The 19,443-nt window shown below is 46.9% G+C and carries 13 protein-coding genes; 7 read left to right on the top strand and 6 right to left on the bottom strand.

Going from position 1 to position 19,443, the window contains the following annotated elements; all coding sequences use genetic code 11:
- Nucleotides 1-59: 59 nt before the first annotated feature.
- Nucleotides 60-1,085, bottom strand: coding sequence for a porin (locus tag BW928_RS01855; protein ID WP_227516531.1), 1,026 nt, complete (start codon nt 1,083-1,085; stop codon nt 60-62).
- Nucleotides 1,086-1,561: 476 nt separating this feature from the next.
- Between BW928_RS01855 and pheS the strand changes: the two genes are divergently transcribed.
- From pheS to BW928_RS01830, 5 genes are all read left to right on the top strand, one after another.
- The gene (gene pheS / locus BW928_RS01850) at nt 1,562-2,590 is read left to right on the top strand and encodes a phenylalanine--tRNA ligase subunit alpha (RefSeq protein ID WP_126330011.1); all 1,029 of its coding nucleotides are present in this window, start codon (nt 1,562-1,564) and stop codon (nt 2,588-2,590) included.
- Between the two features lie 71 nt (nt 2,591-2,661).
- Nucleotides 2,662-5,055 (top strand): phenylalanine--tRNA ligase subunit beta, encoded by a 2,394-nt coding sequence (gene pheT, locus BW928_RS01845; protein WP_076554545.1) that lies wholly within the window; start codon nt 2,662-2,664, stop codon nt 5,053-5,055.
- Nucleotides 5,056-5,217: 162 nt separating this feature from the next.
- Complete coding sequence (locus tag BW928_RS01840; protein ID WP_076554544.1) at nt 5,218-5,520, top strand: integration host factor subunit alpha; 303 nt, start codon at nt 5,218-5,220, stop codon at nt 5,518-5,520.
- 211 nt (nt 5,521-5,731) lie between these two features.
- Nucleotides 5,732-5,992, top strand: a complete 261-nt coding sequence (locus BW928_RS01835; protein WP_076554543.1) for a type B 50S ribosomal protein L31 — start codon at nt 5,732-5,734, stop codon at nt 5,990-5,992.
- Between the two features lie 296 nt (nt 5,993-6,288).
- Nucleotides 6,289-7,155, top strand: coding sequence for a cell division protein ZipA C-terminal FtsZ-binding domain-containing protein (locus BW928_RS01830; protein WP_076554542.1), 867 nt, complete (start codon nt 6,289-6,291; stop codon nt 7,153-7,155).
- Here the strand turns inward: BW928_RS01830 and mutM are convergent.
- Nucleotides 7,107-8,024, bottom strand: coding sequence for a bifunctional DNA-formamidopyrimidine glycosylase/DNA-(apurinic or apyrimidinic site) lyase (gene mutM / locus BW928_RS01825; RefSeq protein ID WP_076554541.1), 918 nt, complete (start codon nt 8,022-8,024; stop codon nt 7,107-7,109). The genes BW928_RS01830 and mutM overlap by 49 nt on opposite strands.
- A gap of 7 nt (nt 8,025-8,031) precedes the next feature.
- Nucleotides 8,032-10,398, bottom strand: a complete 2,367-nt coding sequence (locus tag BW928_RS01820; RefSeq protein ID WP_076554701.1) for a RelA/SpoT family protein — start codon at nt 10,396-10,398, stop codon at nt 8,032-8,034.
- Nucleotides 10,399-10,995: 597 nt separating this feature from the next.
- Between BW928_RS01820 and BW928_RS01815 the strand changes: the two genes are divergently transcribed.
- The gene (locus tag BW928_RS01815) at nt 10,996-12,675 is read left to right on the top strand and encodes a DEAD/DEAH box helicase (RefSeq protein WP_076554700.1); all 1,680 of its coding nucleotides are present in this window, start codon (nt 10,996-10,998) and stop codon (nt 12,673-12,675) included.
- A gap of 95 nt (nt 12,676-12,770) precedes the next feature.
- Here the strand turns inward: BW928_RS01815 and rlmD are convergent, their stop codons facing one another.
- From rlmD to cysM, 3 genes are all read right to left on the bottom strand, one after another.
- On the bottom strand, nt 12,771-14,255 hold the full coding sequence (rlmD, locus tag BW928_RS01810) for a 23S rRNA (uracil(1939)-C(5))-methyltransferase RlmD (RefSeq protein WP_076554540.1): 1,485 nt from the start codon (nt 14,253-14,255) through the stop codon (nt 12,771-12,773).
- Nucleotides 14,256-14,314: 59 nt separating this feature from the next.
- Complete coding sequence (locus tag BW928_RS01805) at nt 14,315-15,088, bottom strand: 3'-5' exonuclease (protein ID WP_076554539.1); 774 nt, start codon at nt 15,086-15,088, stop codon at nt 14,315-14,317.
- A 77-nt stretch (nt 15,089-15,165) separates the two neighbouring features.
- Nucleotides 15,166-16,074 (bottom strand): cysteine synthase CysM, encoded by a 909-nt coding sequence (cysM, locus tag BW928_RS01800; RefSeq protein WP_076554699.1) that lies wholly within the window; start codon nt 16,072-16,074, stop codon nt 15,166-15,168.
- A 298-nt stretch (nt 16,075-16,372) separates the two neighbouring features.
- Between cysM and BW928_RS01795 the strand changes: the two genes are divergently transcribed.
- Entirely contained in the window at nt 16,373-19,330 is a 2,958-nt protein-coding gene (locus tag BW928_RS01795) for a hybrid sensor histidine kinase/response regulator (protein ID WP_076554538.1), read from the top strand.
- The last annotated feature ends 113 nt before the right edge of the window (nt 19,331-19,443 follow it).

Below are 19,443 nucleotides of genomic sequence, written 5' to 3'. Positions count from 1 at the left end.
AAAAACCGCAATGTGCCATCATTGCGGTTTTATTTATGTGGCTACGGATTTAGTAAAACCTAGAAGTCATAGCGTAAGCCAGCTTCTAAGCCAAGAGCGTCTGATTGGACACGCACCAAATCATCGCCATCGTATTTAAAGCTGGTTTCGTCACTATATGACAGTGATCCAAAAGCTCGCACACGAGCTCCGTCTCGTTTTAGCCATTTGATGACCCCTGTGCTGGCGGTGGTTTTTTCGCCATCTTTATAGCCTTTATAGTTGCGAGCTGTACCTGCTTGGGCATAGACATCGGTTGTTGGATTGAGCTTATAATAGCCTGATACCAATGCCCCAAGCTCTTTATTGCCGCTGTTATAGTCGGTTTGCTGGGCGATGAGACCGACAGTCAACTCTTTGGTTGGCTTGACGGACACCATGGCACGCAATGCCTTAAAATCACCTGCACTGGTATAGGCAATGCCTGTGTCAAACTTTTCAGATTCATGCAGCATATGACCAACAATCATGTCGCGTCTTTTTTCGTTTGGTTTGCCATCAGCACCAAAGACGGTAAATTTGCCACCATTACTGCTGTCTGTGTCGTCTTTAACCACCTCATCCATGGCGTAGTGTAGCTTGATTTGGGTTTTGCCGTCATTAAATTTTGGCGTGGTGTACTGAATGGTGTTGTTGGTGCGTTGCCCATGATAGCCAAAAGGTGAGCTTGTGCCTGCGGCATATAGGTAGCCCCAATTGACATAGTCAATGTCGTCATCAGGTGTGTATAGCCGACCAGCCAACATTGTGCCGTATTTTTTATGCTTAAGCCCCAAGTAGGTGTTGCGTGAGGCAAAATTATTGCCATTACCATCATTGTCTAAATATACAGAATATTCTAAGCGATATTCTAAATCAACATCATCAGTTAGTTTTTCTGATCCAGTTAAGCGAACGCGTGAGCCAGCTGAATTAAGCGTGGTTCGGTTGTCTTTACTCTGTGTTATCACACCTGTGCTTAGGTTGGTCTCTTTTTTGTCTGTCTTTTCTTGCAGAGTAGTCAAATAAAACCGACCAGAGATTTTTGGCTCAGCTGTGGCATTTATCGGTAAGGATAAAAGTAAAATGGGGGGGTGGCGACACTAATGGCTTTTATGATGGCGGTCAGTGCGGGTGATTTTTTCATGATATGTCCTTAATTTCTTAGCTGTTGGCGAATATATAATCCATCAGATTGGGCACAAATCACAACTATATATAATGCCCAATCTAGTAATTTTGATGCCAAATCAAAATTACACTCTTAATATAATTGAAAAAATACAAAGTGGCAACATTTTTTTTGCAATTTGTTACAAGTTCGGTTTATGGTCTGGTTTTTTAGGCTTTGTTGGTAGATTGATGGTGATTTTTTGGCAAGCTGATGATAGGCTTGTCAAATAGCTTGACTGGATTTATTTAAGTGAGCATCTCGGGTGTGAATTGTTATAGCCTGCTGGTATTTGCCAATCGGTTGTTTACATTTTTGGGTGAATTATTTACAATAAACGGTTTTGACTTGATAAAATTGATGAAAGTTTTTATGAGTATGATACCAAATTTGGACAAGGCTTTAACCGAGCTTGATAAGCAGCAATTTGTGGCATTTGAACAGCAGGCGGTTCAGCTGATTGAGCAAGCTCAAAATGAGCAGCAACTGCAAGAGTTGCGAGTAAATTTAACGGGTAAAAAATCTGCCTTGACGGCACTATCTAAGCAGATGGGGCTGCTTGATGCCGATGCCAAAAAGCAATACGGTGGCTATTTGCATGAGCTGCGTGGTAATATCATGCAGGCATTTGAGCAAAAAGCAAGCAGTTTGGCTTTGGTGGCACTCAATGCCAAACTTGCCAGCGAGACCATCGATATCAGTTTGCCTGCTCGGGGGGTTGACAAGGGTGGATTGCACCCAATCACGCAGACTGCCGAACGCATGAAGCAGTTTTTTGTGCAGGCGGGCTTTGTGGTGGCGACAGGCCCTGAGGTTGAGAGTGATTATTATAACTTTGAGGCACTAAATATCCCAGAGCATCACCCTGCGCGTGCCATGCATGATACTTTTTATTTTGATGCACATTATTTGTTGCGTACGCACACTTCAGGCGTGCAGATTCGCACGATGGAGCAGAGCACGCCACCGATTCGCATTATCTGCCCTGGTCGTGTGTATCGCTGTGATTCTGACCAGACCCATTCGCCGATGTTTCATCAGATGGAGGGATTAATGGTGAGCAAATCAAGCAATTTTGCTGAGCTAAAGGGCTTGATTCATGAATTTTTGGACGCTTTTTTTGGCAAGAAAATGACCGTGCGTTTTCGCCCTTCGTTTTTTCCATTTACTGAGCCATCGGCTGAAGTGGATATTTTGTCCGACAGTGGTAAATGGCTTGAGGTGCTAGGCTGTGGCATGGTACACCCACAAGTGCTAAAAAATTGTGGCATTAATCCTGATGAGTACACGGGGTTTGCCTTTGGGCTTGGGATTGAGCGATTTGCCATGTTGTATTATGGCATTGATGATTTGCGATTATTTTTCCAAAATGATTTGCGTTTTTTAAGACAGTTTGGCTGATAAATTTGCCAAATTGATGGCGAAACAGTGGTTGTTTTTGGGCTAAATATTAAGATAATATAGAGATTGTGATGAAAATCAGTGAACAATGGCTAAGACAATGGGTCAATCCACAACTTGACAGTGCCGCACTTGGCGAACAATTAACAATGGCAGGGCTTGAGCTGGACGGCATGCAGACAATTGCACCGCCGTTTAGTGGCGTTGTAGTTGGTGAGGTGATTGAGTGTACACAGCACCCAGATGCTGACCGTTTGCGAGTAACACGAGTAAATATCGGCGATGAGCTGTTGCAAATCGTCTGTGGTGCACCAAATGTGCGTGTTGGTCTAAAAGTTGCAGTGGCAACGATTGGTGCGGTGTTACCAAGCGATGATGGCAAGGGCTTTAAGATAAAAAAAGGCAAGCTGCGTGGCGTTGAATCGCAAGGCATGCTGTGTGGTGCTTCAGAGCTTGGTTTGCCAGATAAGATTGATGGGCTGATGGAGCTGGATTGTGATGCACCCATTGGCATGGATATCAGACAGCTATTGAACCTAGATGCCAAGATTTTTGAGATTGCCATCACACCAAACCGTGGCGACTGCCTAAGCGTATTAGGGCTGGCACGAGAAGTTGCAGCACTCAACCAGCTGCCGCTGAATCGTCCATCGGTCGAGGCTGTCTGTGCTGGTGATACCACCGTGCCGACTGTGCGTGTTGCTGACAGTACAGCCTGTCCTCGTTATTTGGCTCAGCGTATCGATGGCATTGATCGCAGCGTTGAGACACCGCAGTTTATCGTTGATGCTCTGACTGCCTCTGGCGTGCGAGTGCATAATTTTTTGGTTGATGTTACCAATTTTGTCTTGTTGGAATTGGGTCAGCCATTACACGCTTTTGATGCTGACAAAATAGTTGGCGACATTGTGGTACGCCATGCAGTCGCTGGCGAGACACTTGAGCTATTAAACGAACAGACCATTACTTTGACAGGTGATGAGCTGGTTATCGCTGATGATATTGGCGTGCTTGCTTTGGCAGGGATTATGGGAGGGCTGCGATCAGCTGTCAGCGATGAGACGACCAATATTGTGCTAGAGAGTGCACATTTTGCCCAGCTTGCCATCGCTTCGCGAGCCCGTCGTTTTGGCTTGCATACCGATGCTTCGCAACGCTTTGAGCGTGGCGTTGATTTTTGGTTGCCCAGATTGGCTCTTGAGCGTGCCAGTAGCTTGATTGTATCGGTGGCAGGTGGCAAGCCAAGTGCCGTCAGTCTCACAGAATCTTTAGAGCATCTGCCTGTGCGACCAAAAATCAGCGTACCGATTGCTAAAGTTACCCAGCTACTTGGCGTTGATATTGACCCTGTGCAGATGGTCGATGGCTTAAATAGACTTGAAATTGCAACCGAACAGGTGGGCGATGTGTTGCAGTGCCAAGCACCAAGCCATCGTTTTGATATTAATATTGCCGAAGATATCATTGAGGAAATTGCTCGCATTTATGGCTATGCCAATATCCCCGCGAGCTTGCCAAAGTTTGCCGTATCCATGAACGATGATATCGCTGCCGATGCTGTGCAATCACTCAAATTATCTTTGGTAAATGCAGGTTATTATGAGGCGGTGAGCTTTAGTTTTGCTGATGCGAAGGTTGAGGCATTGTTCGATGACGAAAATCTAGGGGCGGTATTGCCGATTGCCAATCCCATCTCCAGCGATTTGGCGGTAATGCGTCGCACCTTGCTGTCAAGCCTACTGCCGATTGTTGGCTATAATCTGAACCGTCAGCAATCTCGTGTGCGGTTGTTTGAAACAGGGCTTAGCTTTGTTGGTGCTGATGTCAAAAATCTACAACAAACGCCAAGCATTGCTCTTGTTGCCACAGGTGATGTCGCTCATGAGCAGCACCATGCCAACCGTGCGATGGATTTTTATGATTTAAAACGAGATGTCGAAAGTCTGCTGCCAGCAGCCTTGAACAAAGCAAGCGTCAGCTATGAGCGAGCGAAGTTGAGCTTTTTGCACCCCGGTCAATCCGCCCAGTTGCTGATTGATGGCGTGGCGGTAGGCTGGCTGGGTCAGCTACACCCAAGCATCGCCAAGGTACTTGATTTGCCGACTATTTGGGTTGCACAGTTGCAGATTGAGCCATTGCTTGCACAGTTTGGCAACAAGACAAGCATAGCAACACCGAGCAAATTCCCATCGGTTCGCCGTGATTTGGCGGTATTGGTGGATACAGATACACCGTGGCAGATGCTCAAGCAGGACATTCGTGTGCAGGCTGGCAGATATTTGCAAGAATTGTGGCTGTTTGATGTCTACACAGGCGATAGATTGCCAGCGGGCAAAAAGTCATTGGCATTTGCGATGGTTTTTCAGGACAATGAGGCAACTTTGGCAGATGAACAAGTCAAGGCAGCCACCGATAAGGTGATAGCAATGCTTGCCGACAAGCACCATGCCCAATTGCGTGATTGATTCCGTGCTGCTGTAGGCATGTTGTCTACGGCAGCCAAGTGAATAATGAGAATCGTGTATTATTTTTCAAAATTGTATTGCATTGAATATTTAATTAAGGTTAAAATAATACATTAAAGGCGATAAGGTTTTTTGGTAGCTTTTGATAAATAAGGATAAATCATGAGTGCACTGACCAAGGCGGATATGGTCAATCAATTAACGATTAGACTTAGGCTGACCCGCCAGCAAGCCAGAAAGCTGGTTGATGGATTTTTTGATGAAATCAGCCAAAATCTGATTGAGGGCAATGAGGTTAAATTATCAGGATTTGGTAATTTTGAGCTAAAAGATAAAAAAGCCAGACCGGGCCGCAATCCCAAAACTGGAGAAAACGCCCCTGTGCAAGCACGCCGTGTGGTAACTTTTAAGGCAGGGCAAAAATTGCGTGGCTGGGTAGATGGTCAGTATAATAAGGTGGATTAACCATCTTAGAGTACTTGAAAACCGTTTGGTTTTTTGCTAAAATATTGTTTTATTTTCCCACTTAAGTTGGCTAATAACACAGACAGGCATGGTGCGGCGTACCAAAGTTGGTTGGTGATGGCGTGGCTATGTTCCACCGTATGTGATTTGGTTTGGCGACCGACAGATATGGTGCTTATTAGTGCTTAGGTTTTTTGGATAAGAGTTTATTATGCGTAAAGACATTCACCCAGAATACCGCGAAGTATTGTTCCACGATACCAACGCTGATGTGTATTTTTTGACTCGCTCAACAGCAAGCACCAAGACCACTCGTGAATATGAAGGTCAAGAGTACCCATATTTCCCATTGGATATTTCTAGTGCTTCTCACCCATTCTACACAGGTGAGCAACGCAAAACTGCCAACGAAGGTCGTGTGGCAAGTTTCAACAAGCGTTTTGGTGCATTTGCAAATCGTGGCAAAAAATAAGCCATTGCACGGCTATCAGACGCATTGTGTCATCAAATCGCTCCATTGGGGCGATTTTTTATAAGTCGGATTTGGTGTGTTGGTTTTTGCATTGTCAGCAGGCGATGAGAATTGCAAGGCTATATTTATAAGACTGTTCATAAAATTGTAACAATTTTGACCAATATGCCAGACAATAGATGACGAATAATATTAAGTCTGATAAACTATGGTTATAAAAAGAGCCATTTGGGCAGTTGCTCAATTTTGGCTGATGATTGCTTTGTTTATTATAAAATAAAAACTTGAGGTGGCTTATGCAGTGGAGTGGTTTTTGGCTGGTTTTGGCCTTGGTTGTGATAATCATCGGTGTGCTGATGGTGGTGCGTAGTTTACGCCGTACTCAGGTGGCAGTGCCAGAGCTGGAACAAAAAACCAAGCATGGCTTGCCAATTGTCGCACGAGAAGATAGGGAGTTGTCATCATTGCCAGCGGCAGAAAGTGAAGAGGTTGATGCGTTGTCTAGCATGGCGGCGGCAATGAGTGCTGCTCCTGTCATTGTGCAGACTACTGATGATGCCAAAGCTGCCAAGGTGGCAGATGAGCCGCTGCCATACAGTGAAGAGTTGCCATTACAACAAGATGACGATGACGGCGAGCCTACAGCGGTTGAGCAGATTAACTTTGAGCAAAATTCGCCAGTGCTAGATAAGCATTTGGACGAACGCCGTCAGTTTGACCAAAACAATGACCCTTTGCTGCACGCCACCGAGACAGTCAGTATCGCCATCATGCCACGGCATTCTTTTGCAGGATTGCCAGGCAAGACCATCTTGGACATTGCCAAGACTTATGGCATCAAATTTGGCGTGATGAACCTATTTCATCGCTACGAAAATGAGGACGGCACGGGCGATTTGTGGTTTAGCATGATGGGCATGGGCTATGAGGGTGTGCGAGCATTTGACCTAAATACCCTACATGAGGATCATTTCATTGGGCTGACGCTGTTTTTGCCATTGCCGCACCCACAGGCTGTATGCGGCTTTGATAGCATGGTGTCGGTGGCAAAGATGATTGCCCAAGAATTGTCAGCAGATATGCTTGATGAGCAAGGCAATGTAATCGATGATGCTTATTTTGATAAATTGCGTGCGGTGATTGTTGAGCAGCAATACGGCTGACAATGCGGACAGTACACACTGGCACGAGAGGCGATTTTGACATTTTCAAGAACAGTGCCACAGACAAAGCATGGCTGACCTGCTCGCCCATATACTGATAAGGTCTGCTGAAAATAGCCAGTTTTTCCCGTGCCAGTGCGAAAATCTTTCAGGCTTGAGCCACCTTGTTCGATGGCTTTGCTAAGCACTTGCTTGATGTTGCCAACCAGCCGTGCCAATTGCTCAGGACTGAGCTGGCAAGCAGGGGTCAGCGGGTGAATATTTGACAAAAACAAACTCTCGGCAGCATAAATATTACCCACGCCGACAACAACGCTCTGATCCATAATCAGAGCTTTGATGGCTTTATTGACAGTTTTGGCGGTTGGGTTATTATGGATATGGCGAGTCAAATAATCACCATCAAAAGCGGCATCAAGAGGCTCTGGGCCCAGATGTGCCAAAAAACGCTCATGGGTGTCAGGCGTGTCAAGATGACTGTCATTTTGTAGCCAAAGTATCATGCCAAAGCGTCTGGGATCGTGATAATGCAACCAGATGTCGTGCTGATCATCGTCAGCATTGCCAAAACATATCAGCAGATGATCGTGCTTTCTTGGTGGCTCGTCAATGTATTGTTGTAAGCTGCCTGACATTCCCAAATGAATCAAAAGCGTCTTGTGCAGATTGTCAGTTTGGTGATAAAAATCAAGCAACAGATATTTGGCACGCCGTTTGATATCGATAAGCGTATAGCCCACCAAACCGTCCAAATCAGCAGCAATCGGGTAGCGTAGCTTGGTGTGCCGCAGCTGTAGTTGCTTGACGGTTTTGCCGATTAGTGGCATAAGGCTGGTTTTGGTGGTTTCGACTTCTGGCAGCTCTGGCATGATGCACCTAATTTGTTACACGGCGTGCATACAGCACGGCTGGTTGTTGCTCTATTTTATTTAGCAGGCGTGATAAATGGGCGATGCCTGCCACCTCGACATAAAACCGCATTTGGCTGATTGTGCCATCATTATTGATGGTTTCGGCACGATGGATATTCACCTTCTCGCGGTCAATGACATGCACCAAGTCTCTTAATAATCCGCTTGTGTTTTGGGCTTCGACATGAATCACCACAGGCTGATAACGGCCAAAACTTTCTTGCCAGCGAGCCACCACTGAGCGGTCTGGTTGCCGTTCTACCAATCGCAGATATTCAGTACAGCCTTGATTATGAATGCTGATGCCGTTTGTTAATGTAATAAAGCCAGCAATCATCTCGCCATGAACAGGATTGCAGCATTTGGCAAGGTGCAACTCAACATTATCAAGTCCTTCAAGCTCAATTTTGTAGCGGTTGCTGCGAGCAGGTGTTTTGATTTCAATGGCGGCTTCGTCAATGGCTGGCTCGGATAGATTGAGTTTTTGGGCAAGTAAGTTGCTGATTTGGCTCACGCCAACATCACCCATCACCAGTGCCACATACAGGTCGTCTTCGGACTTGATGTTCAGCTCGCTTAGGCAGTCGTTCAGATCAATCTGGCTTGGCAGAATTGATAAGCGATCAAGCTCTCTTGACAACAACGCCTTGCCTGTGTCGATATTTTTATCACGGTCTTGTTTATTAAACCATTGCCGCAGTTTGGATTTGGCACGGTTGGTATGAATGTAGCCAAGTGATGCCATGAGCCAATCTCGATTCGGCTCACGGCTGGATTTGGTGATGATTTCAATCTGATCGCCTGTTTTTGGCTGGTGCGTCAGTGGCACATAGCGACCATTGACACGAGCCCCTTGAGCACGGTTGCCAACTTCGGTATGCACATAATAGGCAAAATCCAGCACCGTTGCTCCTTTGGGCAGTTCGGTAATATCACCATCACGGCTAAAGACATAGATGCGTTCGGCATCATCAATCTCAATGTCGCTGTCTTCATCGCCGTCTGGTTTGTCATTGCCAAGCAATTGACGCAAGGAGCTGATTTTTTGGGTCAGATAGTCGTCTTTTTTGGCTTTTAGCCCTTCTTTATAATTAACATGAGAGCATTTGCCAAGCTCTGCCTCAAAGTGCATATCAAAGGTGCGTATCTGTACTTCCAGCGTTCGTCCCTCGGCGATGACAGCGGTGTGCAATGACTTGTAGCCATTGGGCTTGGGGTTGGTGATATAGTCATCAAACTGCTCTGGAATGTGTCGCCACAGACCATGGACAATGCCAAGCGTGTAGTAGCATTCGGCATTGCTATTGACCAAAACACGCAACGCACGGATATCATACAGCTGATCAAAGGACAGATTTTTTTGTTTCATCTTACGCCAGATGGAGTAGATGTGCTTGACTCGTCCAGAGACCTCGCCTTGGATACCTGCCTGTATGAGAGCTTGGTTTAGGTTGTCTTTGACCAGTTCAATATAAGCCTCTCGCTCGCTGCGTTTTTCGGCAAGCAGTGAAGCGATTTTTTTGTATTCATCAGGGGCAAGGTAGCGAAATGCCAAATCCTCCAGCTCCCATTTTAGCTGGGCGATAGACAGCCGATGTGCCAGCGGTGCATAAATGGTCATCACCTCACGAGCGACCCGTTGCTGACGATCGGGCGGTGCAAATGACAGCTCACGCATGGCAAAGGTACGCTCGGCAAGTTTGATTAGCACGGCACGCACATCATTGGTGGTGCTGATGAGCATGCTGTAGATATTTGATAATTGATCGCGTTGATTGCTATTAAAATAATCCTCAAGTCGTTGATTATTCTCAATACTTTCGGATAATTTACCCATCGCCAGTGTGTCAGCCACCAAATGAGCAATGTCATCGCCAAAATTTTTGCTAAGGGTTTCTATGCTGACAAGCTCACGGCGTGCGGTGCGATATAGCATGGCAGCGGCGAGGGCGTTTTCGTCTTGGAACAAATACGCCAAAATATCCGCCATGCCAATGCCTGTGATGTACGCCCCAGAGCGAGTGATGTGTGGCTTATTGACCTGAATTTGGACAAACTGGCACGCCTTACGCAAAATGGGCAAATCCTCTTTGCCGATGCGTGCAGCAACATTGGCGATCCATGCCTCAACATCAATGTCTGAGACGCTGATATTGCATGGGGCGACTGGGCTGTTGGAATGGTCAAGGGTGCTGACCAGCTTGGGATTGGCAAGTTGTGCCTGAAAATCAGGGTGCAGTTGTTTGGCAACAAGGCTGGCTGCTAAGGTCGCACTGTCCATGCTGCTGCTATTGCCTCCCAATAATGGCAGGCTTTCACGAATTTGTACCACGGCAAATCCTTGTATTTTGTTTGTTGATGCACAATTTGTAGCCATTTGGCAGTCGGCTACGGTGTGCCAGCATACCAAAGCAATTGCCAAAATCGGTCGCTTTATGCCGATATGGCAAGCTGTATTGTTATGTTGTTGCTTATTATGGCACTTTATCGGTGATTTTTAAAGGCAAAAGCAAGATTTATCCGCAAAATTATTGCCCAGTACGACAAAAAATCGCAAATGCCACCAATTTTTATAAATAATAAAGAAAAATCAAGATTTTATCATCTGTTTGTGTTATAATTTTCTGCTTAAATTTATATTCGCTATCTGATGACATCGCCACCGAGCGTTCATGGTTTGGTATCTTGCCATGGGCGGCAGATTTCTTTTTATTATCATGCAATTGATAATGCCAGCATAATCTTTTCAACGAGCATCGGCACTGGTATCTTGGTCATGCCAGTTGTTGCTTTGACACTGTCGCGATGATTTTGGCTTGTTGCCCAAGGCTGCAAGCAAGCGACAACCATGCCACCACAGCAAAATGTTTTTATTAAGATTTTATTAATTATAAAATACTCATCAATGGTGGTGTATCAGGGTAGATTTATGACAAATATGACAACAATCACAGCCATCGATGACGGTGCGTGTGAAGATTTTGTGCTGCAATTTGCTGATTTGGGTCTGAACAAGCCTCTGTTAAAGGCATTGACAAAAAGCGGCTATACCACCCCTACACCCATTCAGGCACAGGCGATTCCCCATGCACGAGCAGGGCGAGATTTGCTCTTGTCTGCACAGACAGGTTCTGGCAAGACGGCGGCATTTGTACTGCCGATTTTGGACAAGCTAAGTCGCCTACCCAAGCTAAATAAGCAGGTTTATGCACTGATTTTGACACCGACTCGTGAGCTTGCCCTACAGGTGCAAGACAGCGTCCGCCGCTATGGCAATGGTATGCACCATCTGTACAGCGTGCCATTGGTGGGCGGAGCACCGTATGGTGGGCAGCTGCGTGCCTTGCGTAAGGGGGTGCAGATTATCATTGCCACACCGGGCAGGCTGCTTGACCATATGCGTGAGGGTCGGGTGGATTTGTCTGGACTTGATATGCTGGTGCTTGATGAAGCGGATCGTATGCTTGATATGGGATTTGCTGATGATATTCAAGAAATTCTTAATAATACACCAAGCAATAGACAAACCATCATGTCGTCAGCAACTTGGGACGGTGCGGTGGGCAAAATTGCCGAAAGTTTTACCAAAAACCCTGAAAAAATCGCCATCAAGGTTGAGTCAGCTCACATTGATGAGAGTGTGTATTTTTGTGATGATTTTCACCACAAAAACAAAATTTTGCTTGAGCTATTAAACAACCCACAAATCAAGCAGGCGGTGATTTTTGCGGCAACCAAGTCAGCAACAGAACGCTTGGCATCAGAGCTTGTTGAGGCGGGGCTAAAGGCACGCTATCTGCATGGTGATTTGCCACAGCCAAAACGCAATCGCATTGTTGGTGAGATGAGATCGGGCAAATGTGATTTGCTTGTTGCGACCGATGTGGCGGCACGAGGTATTGATATTTCGGCAATCAGTCATGTGATTAATTATGATTTGCCACGACAAGTTGAGGATTATGTGCATCGCATCGGACGCTGTGGACGAGCAGGGCGTACGGGCGTGGCGATGAATCTGTGCAGTCAAGATGACAATCGTCAGCTGCAACGCATCAATGAATATCTGAAGCGGTCAATGACGGTTGCGACGGTAGAGGGGCTGGAGCCAAGTCGTAATTTTGGACCAGAATCCAGACAACGCCGTACTCGCCACAAGGACAAATCTCGCCCAAAACGCAGTCGGGCAGCACGCCATGAGCATAGCTATGATGAGTCATCGGTTGGCAAGCGTGATGAGCGAGCACATCGCCGTGTACAGCATCACAATCGCCACGATGACGCATGGGGCATTGCCAGCGAGCAATCAAAACATCGCAATCATCAAACAAAGCGTGATAAAGGCAGCCATCATGCTGACAATCGCGAGCATAAGCAGCGTGATTGGCATGGTGCCAAAAAATACCCCGCCAAGCCAAAAAACGCCCATTATCAACCCAAACCTCTTGGTTATGCTGACAATCAAGCAGCAGGCACCACGAGGCAGCGTGGCAAAAAACCACAGCACAGCATGAATCAACCCGCCAAGGCACGCCCTGCGGTGATAGAGGAAGTATTTTTTGATAAGCGTCAAGCCAAAAATATCAAACGCAAATTTGGGCAAATTGATTAGTATTGCTAATCTATACTCATAGCAATTATGATTAATAATGCGTAATTTAAAAACCTCATTGGGATAACAATGAGGTTTTTTAAGGTTGGCATGGGCTAGTCTGTGATTTTTTCAAATCGGGCGATGCTCTCAACATGACCTGTGTGGCTGAACATATCCATCACACCTGCGTGCGTCAGCCGATAGCCAGCATCAATGAGTGCCTTAGTGTCTCGTGCAAGTGTGGCAGGATTGCACGAAACATAGACAATGCGTTTGGCGTTAAATTTTGGTAAATAACTCATGACCTCCCATGCACCCGATCGTGGTGGGTCAATCAGCAGTGCGTCAAATTGATTTTCGCCAGTTGCCCACGGCTGATGGCTAAAATCTTGGGTCAAATCTTGGGCATAAAACTTGGCATGACTGATGCCATTGGCAGCGGCATTCATGGCAGCACGCTCGGTCATCTCGTTGCTGCCTTCAACACCAACCACAAAGCCTGTTTCGCCAACTTTTTTTGCCAGTGCAAGGCTAAAATTGCCCAAGCCGCAGAACAAGTCCAGCACTCGCTCACCTGCTTGCAAATCCAGCAAATCACAAGCCAAAGCAATCATTTTGCGGTTTACCGATAAATTTACTTGGGTAAAATCCAGAGGAGAGAATTCATAAGTCAGCCCAAACTCTGGCAAATGATAAAACAGTCCGCCTGTTGGAGGCGTGGTCAATGAGCTGGCACGAGCATGGTCTGTGTCAATGCGATGCACACTATCCGAGCCTTTTGGTTGCAAAAACAACTGCCATTGTCTTTGGGCAAAAAACTCACTTAATTTTGCCAAATCATCATCAGACAGCGGTGCCATGTGGCGGACGATGACAGCGACTGATTTGGTGCTGTCAGGCACATGGTCTAGGGTCTCACCCATTGCAACCTCTAGCTGTGCGATGGCATCTTTGGCTTGCAAGGTGGTGATGAGTGTTTTGAGATTTGTTATCTCATGACCCAGTCGCGAATCGAGAATATGACATTCTTGCAAATCTGCCAAAAAGTTACTGGCACGCTCACGAAAGCCGACCAATGCCGATTGTTTTTTGGCGACATAACGCACCCCTAGGCGAGCCTTGGTGCGATACCCCAGTCTATCCCCCACCAAGGGCGGCAGCCAATGCTCTGGTGCGGTGTCTGCTTGATGTAGCAGCAGCTCCGCCAGTACCGATTGCTTAAAGCGAATCTGACCGTCAGGATCCCAGTGCTGTAGACTACAGCCGCCACAGCGGGTAAAATGGGGACAGGGCGGCTCTTGGCGTTCTGGGTGGGGATTGGTGATGCTAAGCGTATCAGCTTCCTCAAAGGTTTTTTTGCTGCTGGTTACTTTGGCACAGACGGTTTCGTTTGGCAGAGCAAAGCTGATAAAGACTTTTTTGCCTGCCTTGTCGGGATTGTGCTGCGGGTTGTCTGCTTCATAGATGGCGATACCGCGGCCATCATGTGCCAAATTGGTGATATGAAAATCAATCGGTGCTGCCTCTGCCAAGCGTTTTCGCATACGGGCGGTTGGCCTGCCCTTTTTGCTAGGGCTTGCAATCAGTGAATGGGTCATAGTTTGCCTGTCGTCAGATGGGTCAAAAATTAATTGATTATTATAACATGGTTGTGATTTTATTGCCTGTCGTCCAAGAATTGCTGATGCCGAACGCCGCCATCATGAGTGTATAATGTTGAGATAAACTGATAAGTATCTGTCATTAATGCTTCACAGTCATCAAGACTTGCCTTGCCTGTCAAAATCAACCAACGCAAATAAATCAGCCAAGTATTGATAACATCAGCTTCGCAATAATTGCACAGTTTTTCCCACTCGCCTGCCTGCACCATTGGCACAACTTGCGAGCCGTCAATATCGCCCTTGCCAGCAAATCCACACAAGCTGGCAACGGTATCGAGCCTTTGGCGTTGATAGCCGTTATACAGCGACATTTTGTCCATCAGATCAATGTGCATATCGCCGTAGCGATACAGATAATCTGGTTTTTGGGCGGAGTTAAACAGCGAGGCAGCAGCGATTTTGTGGTGCATGGCACGATACATAATGACAGGAATATCAAAGCCCGAGCCATTCCAGCTGACCAAGGTGGGTTTTTTGTCAAACGCACGCAAAAAAGTGCTTAAGATTTCTTTTTCGCTCAAGTTCTCAAGCGAGAGTGATTTTAGGTGAAAATTTTGACCATCAAACCACAAAAACGACAAACAGGCAATTTTGTGCAGAGGCAGACGCATAAAGTCCGTGCCTGCTTCGGCTTGGCGTAGGGCAGTCAGGGCGGTTAGGGCATCGGCGTCATTTAGCGTGGCAATGTCAGGGTAGAGTCTTTTGCCTGTGGCAACATCGGGTATGGTCTCAATATCAAATACCAATATCGGCGTGTTGCTTAACATGACATCTCCTTGCTTGGTGGTTTGGATAAATTTGGCTAATTTGGTTTATGAAATGGGTTAATTTTTGAGTAATTGGGCTAATCTTTGATGCCAAATAGACCTGTGGATAGATAGCGATCGCCACGATCACAGACAATAAAGGTAATAACAGCGTCAGGGTTTTGTTGGGCGATTTGATGGGCTGCCCAAGCGGCACCGCCTGATGAGACTCCGCAAAAAATCCCTTCTTCTCGTGCCAATTTTCGCATATAGTATTCGGCATCTGCCTGATTGACATCAATGATGGCATCAACCAAACTGGCATCAAAAATTTTTGGCAGGTATTCACTTGGCCAGCGGCGAATCCCTGCAATTGACGAATGTTCATCAGGTTGTAGACCGATGATTTGCACGGCAGGATTTTGCTCTTTTAGGTATTGGCTGACACCCATGATGGTGCCTGTTGTCCCCATTGAACTGACAAAATGGGTGATTTTGCCAGCGGTTTGTTGCCACAATTCAGGGCCTGTGGTTAGGTAGTGGGCGTTTTTATTATCGGGGTTATTGAACTGATCAAGCACCACGCCCAAGCCGTCCGCTTGCATTTGTAGAGCCATGTCTCGTGCTGCTTCCATGCCTTCTGCAACCTCAATTAAGGTCGCACCATAAGCGGTCATGGCATCTTTGCGTTCTTGGGTAGAGTTGGCGGGCATGAGCAGTGTCATCTTATAGCCTCGCATCGCTGCCACCATGGCTAGGGCGATTCCAGTATTGCCACTGGTTGCCTCGATGAGCGTATCGCCTGGCTTAATTTTGCCTCGCTGTTCGGCTTGATAAATCATATTAAACGCAGGGCGGTCTTTGACAGAGCCTGCTGGGTTGTTGCCCTCAAGTTTGGCAAGCAGGGTTGCACCGCTGTCTTTGCCCAAGTGCTTAAGCTCAACCAGTGGCGTATTGCCGACACATTCAGATAGGCTGGTGATTTGCTGGATAAAATTGGTCGTCATGGCCATATTCTCAATCAAAAATCATGGTGCAGATTATAGCATAATTGGCACAAGATATTCATACACTGTTCATTGCTTGGGTGTTTTGGTTGGGTAATTTATCAAGACAAGGCAGGCGATAGGTTTGCTTGATAAATGACGATTGGCAGCAAAATGTGCTGTTGGCTGACTTTGCCACCAAGATGGGTGCTGGCAAAAATGTGGCATGATGGTGGCTTTTTTGTTATAGTGTGCCAAGCTGCCATCAAAACCAGATGGCAGTGTGAGAGTGTGGGTAACTGGGCGGGGCGAACAAAGCGTGCAAGATGATAAATTGTTTGGCGTAAAAAGTGCCTATGGGCAGCTGATTTTGTTGGTGTTTTTGCCAATTGTGATTCTGGCGATGGTTGGCTCGTATCTGGTGATGACAGAGACACGCCGTGCGATATTGTCAGAGCAAGACACGATGGCACAGGCGGCATTGGTGCGTTATGAGGCGATAGTCAGACCATTGCTTGAGGATATCAAGCGACAATCGGCACTTGATAATCAGGTGGCACAGATGGCAACCGACGCACTGCTGCAACCAATCGTGCCGCATGAGGTGATGACCAATGGCAAGGTGCAGACGGATAACTGGTTTGCCCAGTTGCAACAATCTGGCAGTCAGCATGTGCTGCGTGTGGCGGTGATGGACGGCATCGGTCAGGTGCTATTTAGCACAGGTGCACAGGCGGATTTGTCGTGGGGCAAGTTTGATTTACAAAGCAGACAAATTGCACGCGTACCAACCCCTGTTGGCATGGCGTATGGCAAATCTTTTGTGTTTGAGAATAAACGCTACTGGCTGGTGGTGGACATGGACAGCACGCCCTTGACCATCAGCTCATACCGTGTGGCATTGGCATTGACCATCACGGGGCTTACAACAATTTTGCTGCTGCTGTTGATTCTAAATATCTACTCCAAACGCTGGATTGCACCGATTTATGAGATGCGTCTGTATCTACAAAAACTCAATGCGAATAATCTCTCCAAAGTGCCGCCCTTAAAGGCAGATGGGGAATTTGCCTTGCTAAAAGACGACTTTTTGTGTGCCATTGAGCGACTTGAGAGCAGTTTTTCTGAACTAAAAAACCACGCCGAAGAAACTGAGCGAGATCTGCAGCAGGCGTTTGACGAGATGGAAATGCAAAATATCTCCATTCGCAACGCTCGTGATGCTGCCATCTCGACCAGCCAAGCAAAATCAGCATTTTTGGCAAATATCAGCCACGAATTGCGAACGCCGCTAAACAGTATTGATGGTTTTATCAACCTGTTGGCACGCAAAGCAAAACTGACTGGCGAACAAAATCTGTATGTGCAAACCATCAAAAAATCCAGTGCTCATCTGTTGGCACTGGTCAATGATGTGCTGGATTTTTCTAAGATGGAGGCAGGTAAGCTGGTTTTGGACAGCCATGATTTTGATCTGTATGCCACCGTCTATGATGTGGTGGATATGCTCTCGCCTGCGGCATTAGAAAAACGCCTGCGTCTTGCGGTGTTGTTTTATGATGATGTGCCGACCCAAGTTGTTGGCGATAGTTTAAGAGTGAAGCAAATCTTAACAAACCTAGTCGGCAATGCGATTAAATTCACCGACTCAGGTGGCGTGGTGGTGCGTGTCAGTTTGGCGGATAAGGCAAATTTTTTGCGTATCGAAATTGAGGACAGTGGCAAAGGGGTTAGCGAAAGCGACAAGGCACAGTTGTTTGTCAGTTTTGGGCAGGGTGATTTGTCGGTAACACGCCGCTATGGCGGCACAGGTCTGGGTTTGGTGATTTGTAAACAGCTGACAACCATGATGGGCGGTTCGATAGGCTTTTTTGACAATCGCAGCGAAAATATTGCCAATGCAGGGGCGACTTTTTGGTTTGAGATGCCAAGTGGCGTGCTTGAGCATGATGTTGCCCTGTCTGGCAGTGGCGTGCCGATACCTGCACAGATGCCTGAGCAGATTTTGGTGTGGATCAATCATGCACCTGCACTACAGGTATTAAAGGCGAGTTTGCTTGCCAGCAAAACTCAATTGACGGTGGCAATCGGTTTGGCGGATTTATTAGAAAAACTGGATAAAAATGATGCCAATTATGATTGGGTGATTGTGGATAATTTTGGTCAAGATGCCGCCAAAGATGATGTTGGGGCGATTTTGCGACAGATTCGCCAGCGATATCGTGGCAGCTTGGCAAGCTATGGCTATCAGGTGGGTATTAATGAGCAGCTGCTTGAGCGATACCAGACCCATGCACTGCACGAGCCGATGGACAGACGGCAGCTGTATGCGTTATTGTCCAACCAAAGCCAGATTCTAATGACAAACACACGCCAAGCGAAATTTGTCGGCAGGCGAGTTTTGGCGGTTGATGATCATTTGCCCAACTTGCTGGTGCTTGATGCCCTGCTTGATGAGCTGGGGATTGAGGTGGTAACTGCCAGCAGTGGCTTTGATGCCATTGAAAAAATGACCCAAAGTATCACAGGGGCGATTGCACCGATTGATATGGTGTTTATGGATATACAAATGCCAAGAATGTCAGGGCTGGAGGCGACGATTGAGATTCGCAAGATAGAACAGGCTCATCTAAGCGAACCTGTACCAATCGTTGCCCTGACAGCTCATGGGCTGGCAGATGAAAAGCTGCGTATGGTCAGCTCGGGGCTTGATGATTATATCAGTAAGCCCATCGGTGAGGTGCAGTTGGCACAAACCCTACAAAAATGGCTCAATCGCAGCGGTGGAGAGACAGAACTGCCCACGATGTTATCCAGCCAACCTGCCATGCTTGCTGAAATTTCGGCGGTGCAAGTATCCACCAAATCTGCCAGCATTGAGACTGCCGAGCAGTTGCCTGATGTCGATTGGGCGGATGCGTTGGAGCGTTCGGCAAACAAGCCAGAGCTTGCCAAAAAGCTACTTGAGATGATGATTGATGGTGCCGATGGCGACAGACAGGCATTAGAGCGAGCGTGGGCAGATCGTGATCGTGCGACTTTGGCACAAATTGCTCATCGTATGGTTGGGGCGACACGCTATGCAGGCGTGCCAAGAATGCGTGCTGCTACTGAATTATTTGAACAAAAATGCCGTGCCGATATCGCTGCTGTCAGTGCCAGTCAGTTTATCGCCATGCGACCTGCTTATCGTGCGTTGATTGACGCATTAGATGCGTTGCAAGCGGTGCAGATAGATGTTGTTATTGGACACTATCAGGGCGAAGGCTTGGGCTGATTTGGCTGTGGCGACAAGGATAATTATGATTGACACAGGGCAACTGGAGCGGTTTGTTGAAGCCAAGCTGTAAAAATGCCACGCAGTTAAGCAACTGGTGGCAGGTGATTTGG

It is taken from the genome of Moraxella cuniculi DSM 21768 (genome assembly GCF_900156515.1).
Lineage (GTDB): Bacteria > Pseudomonadota > Gammaproteobacteria > Pseudomonadales > Moraxellaceae > Moraxella > Moraxella cuniculi.
This window is presented reverse-complemented; position numbering and strand designations above follow the sequence as displayed.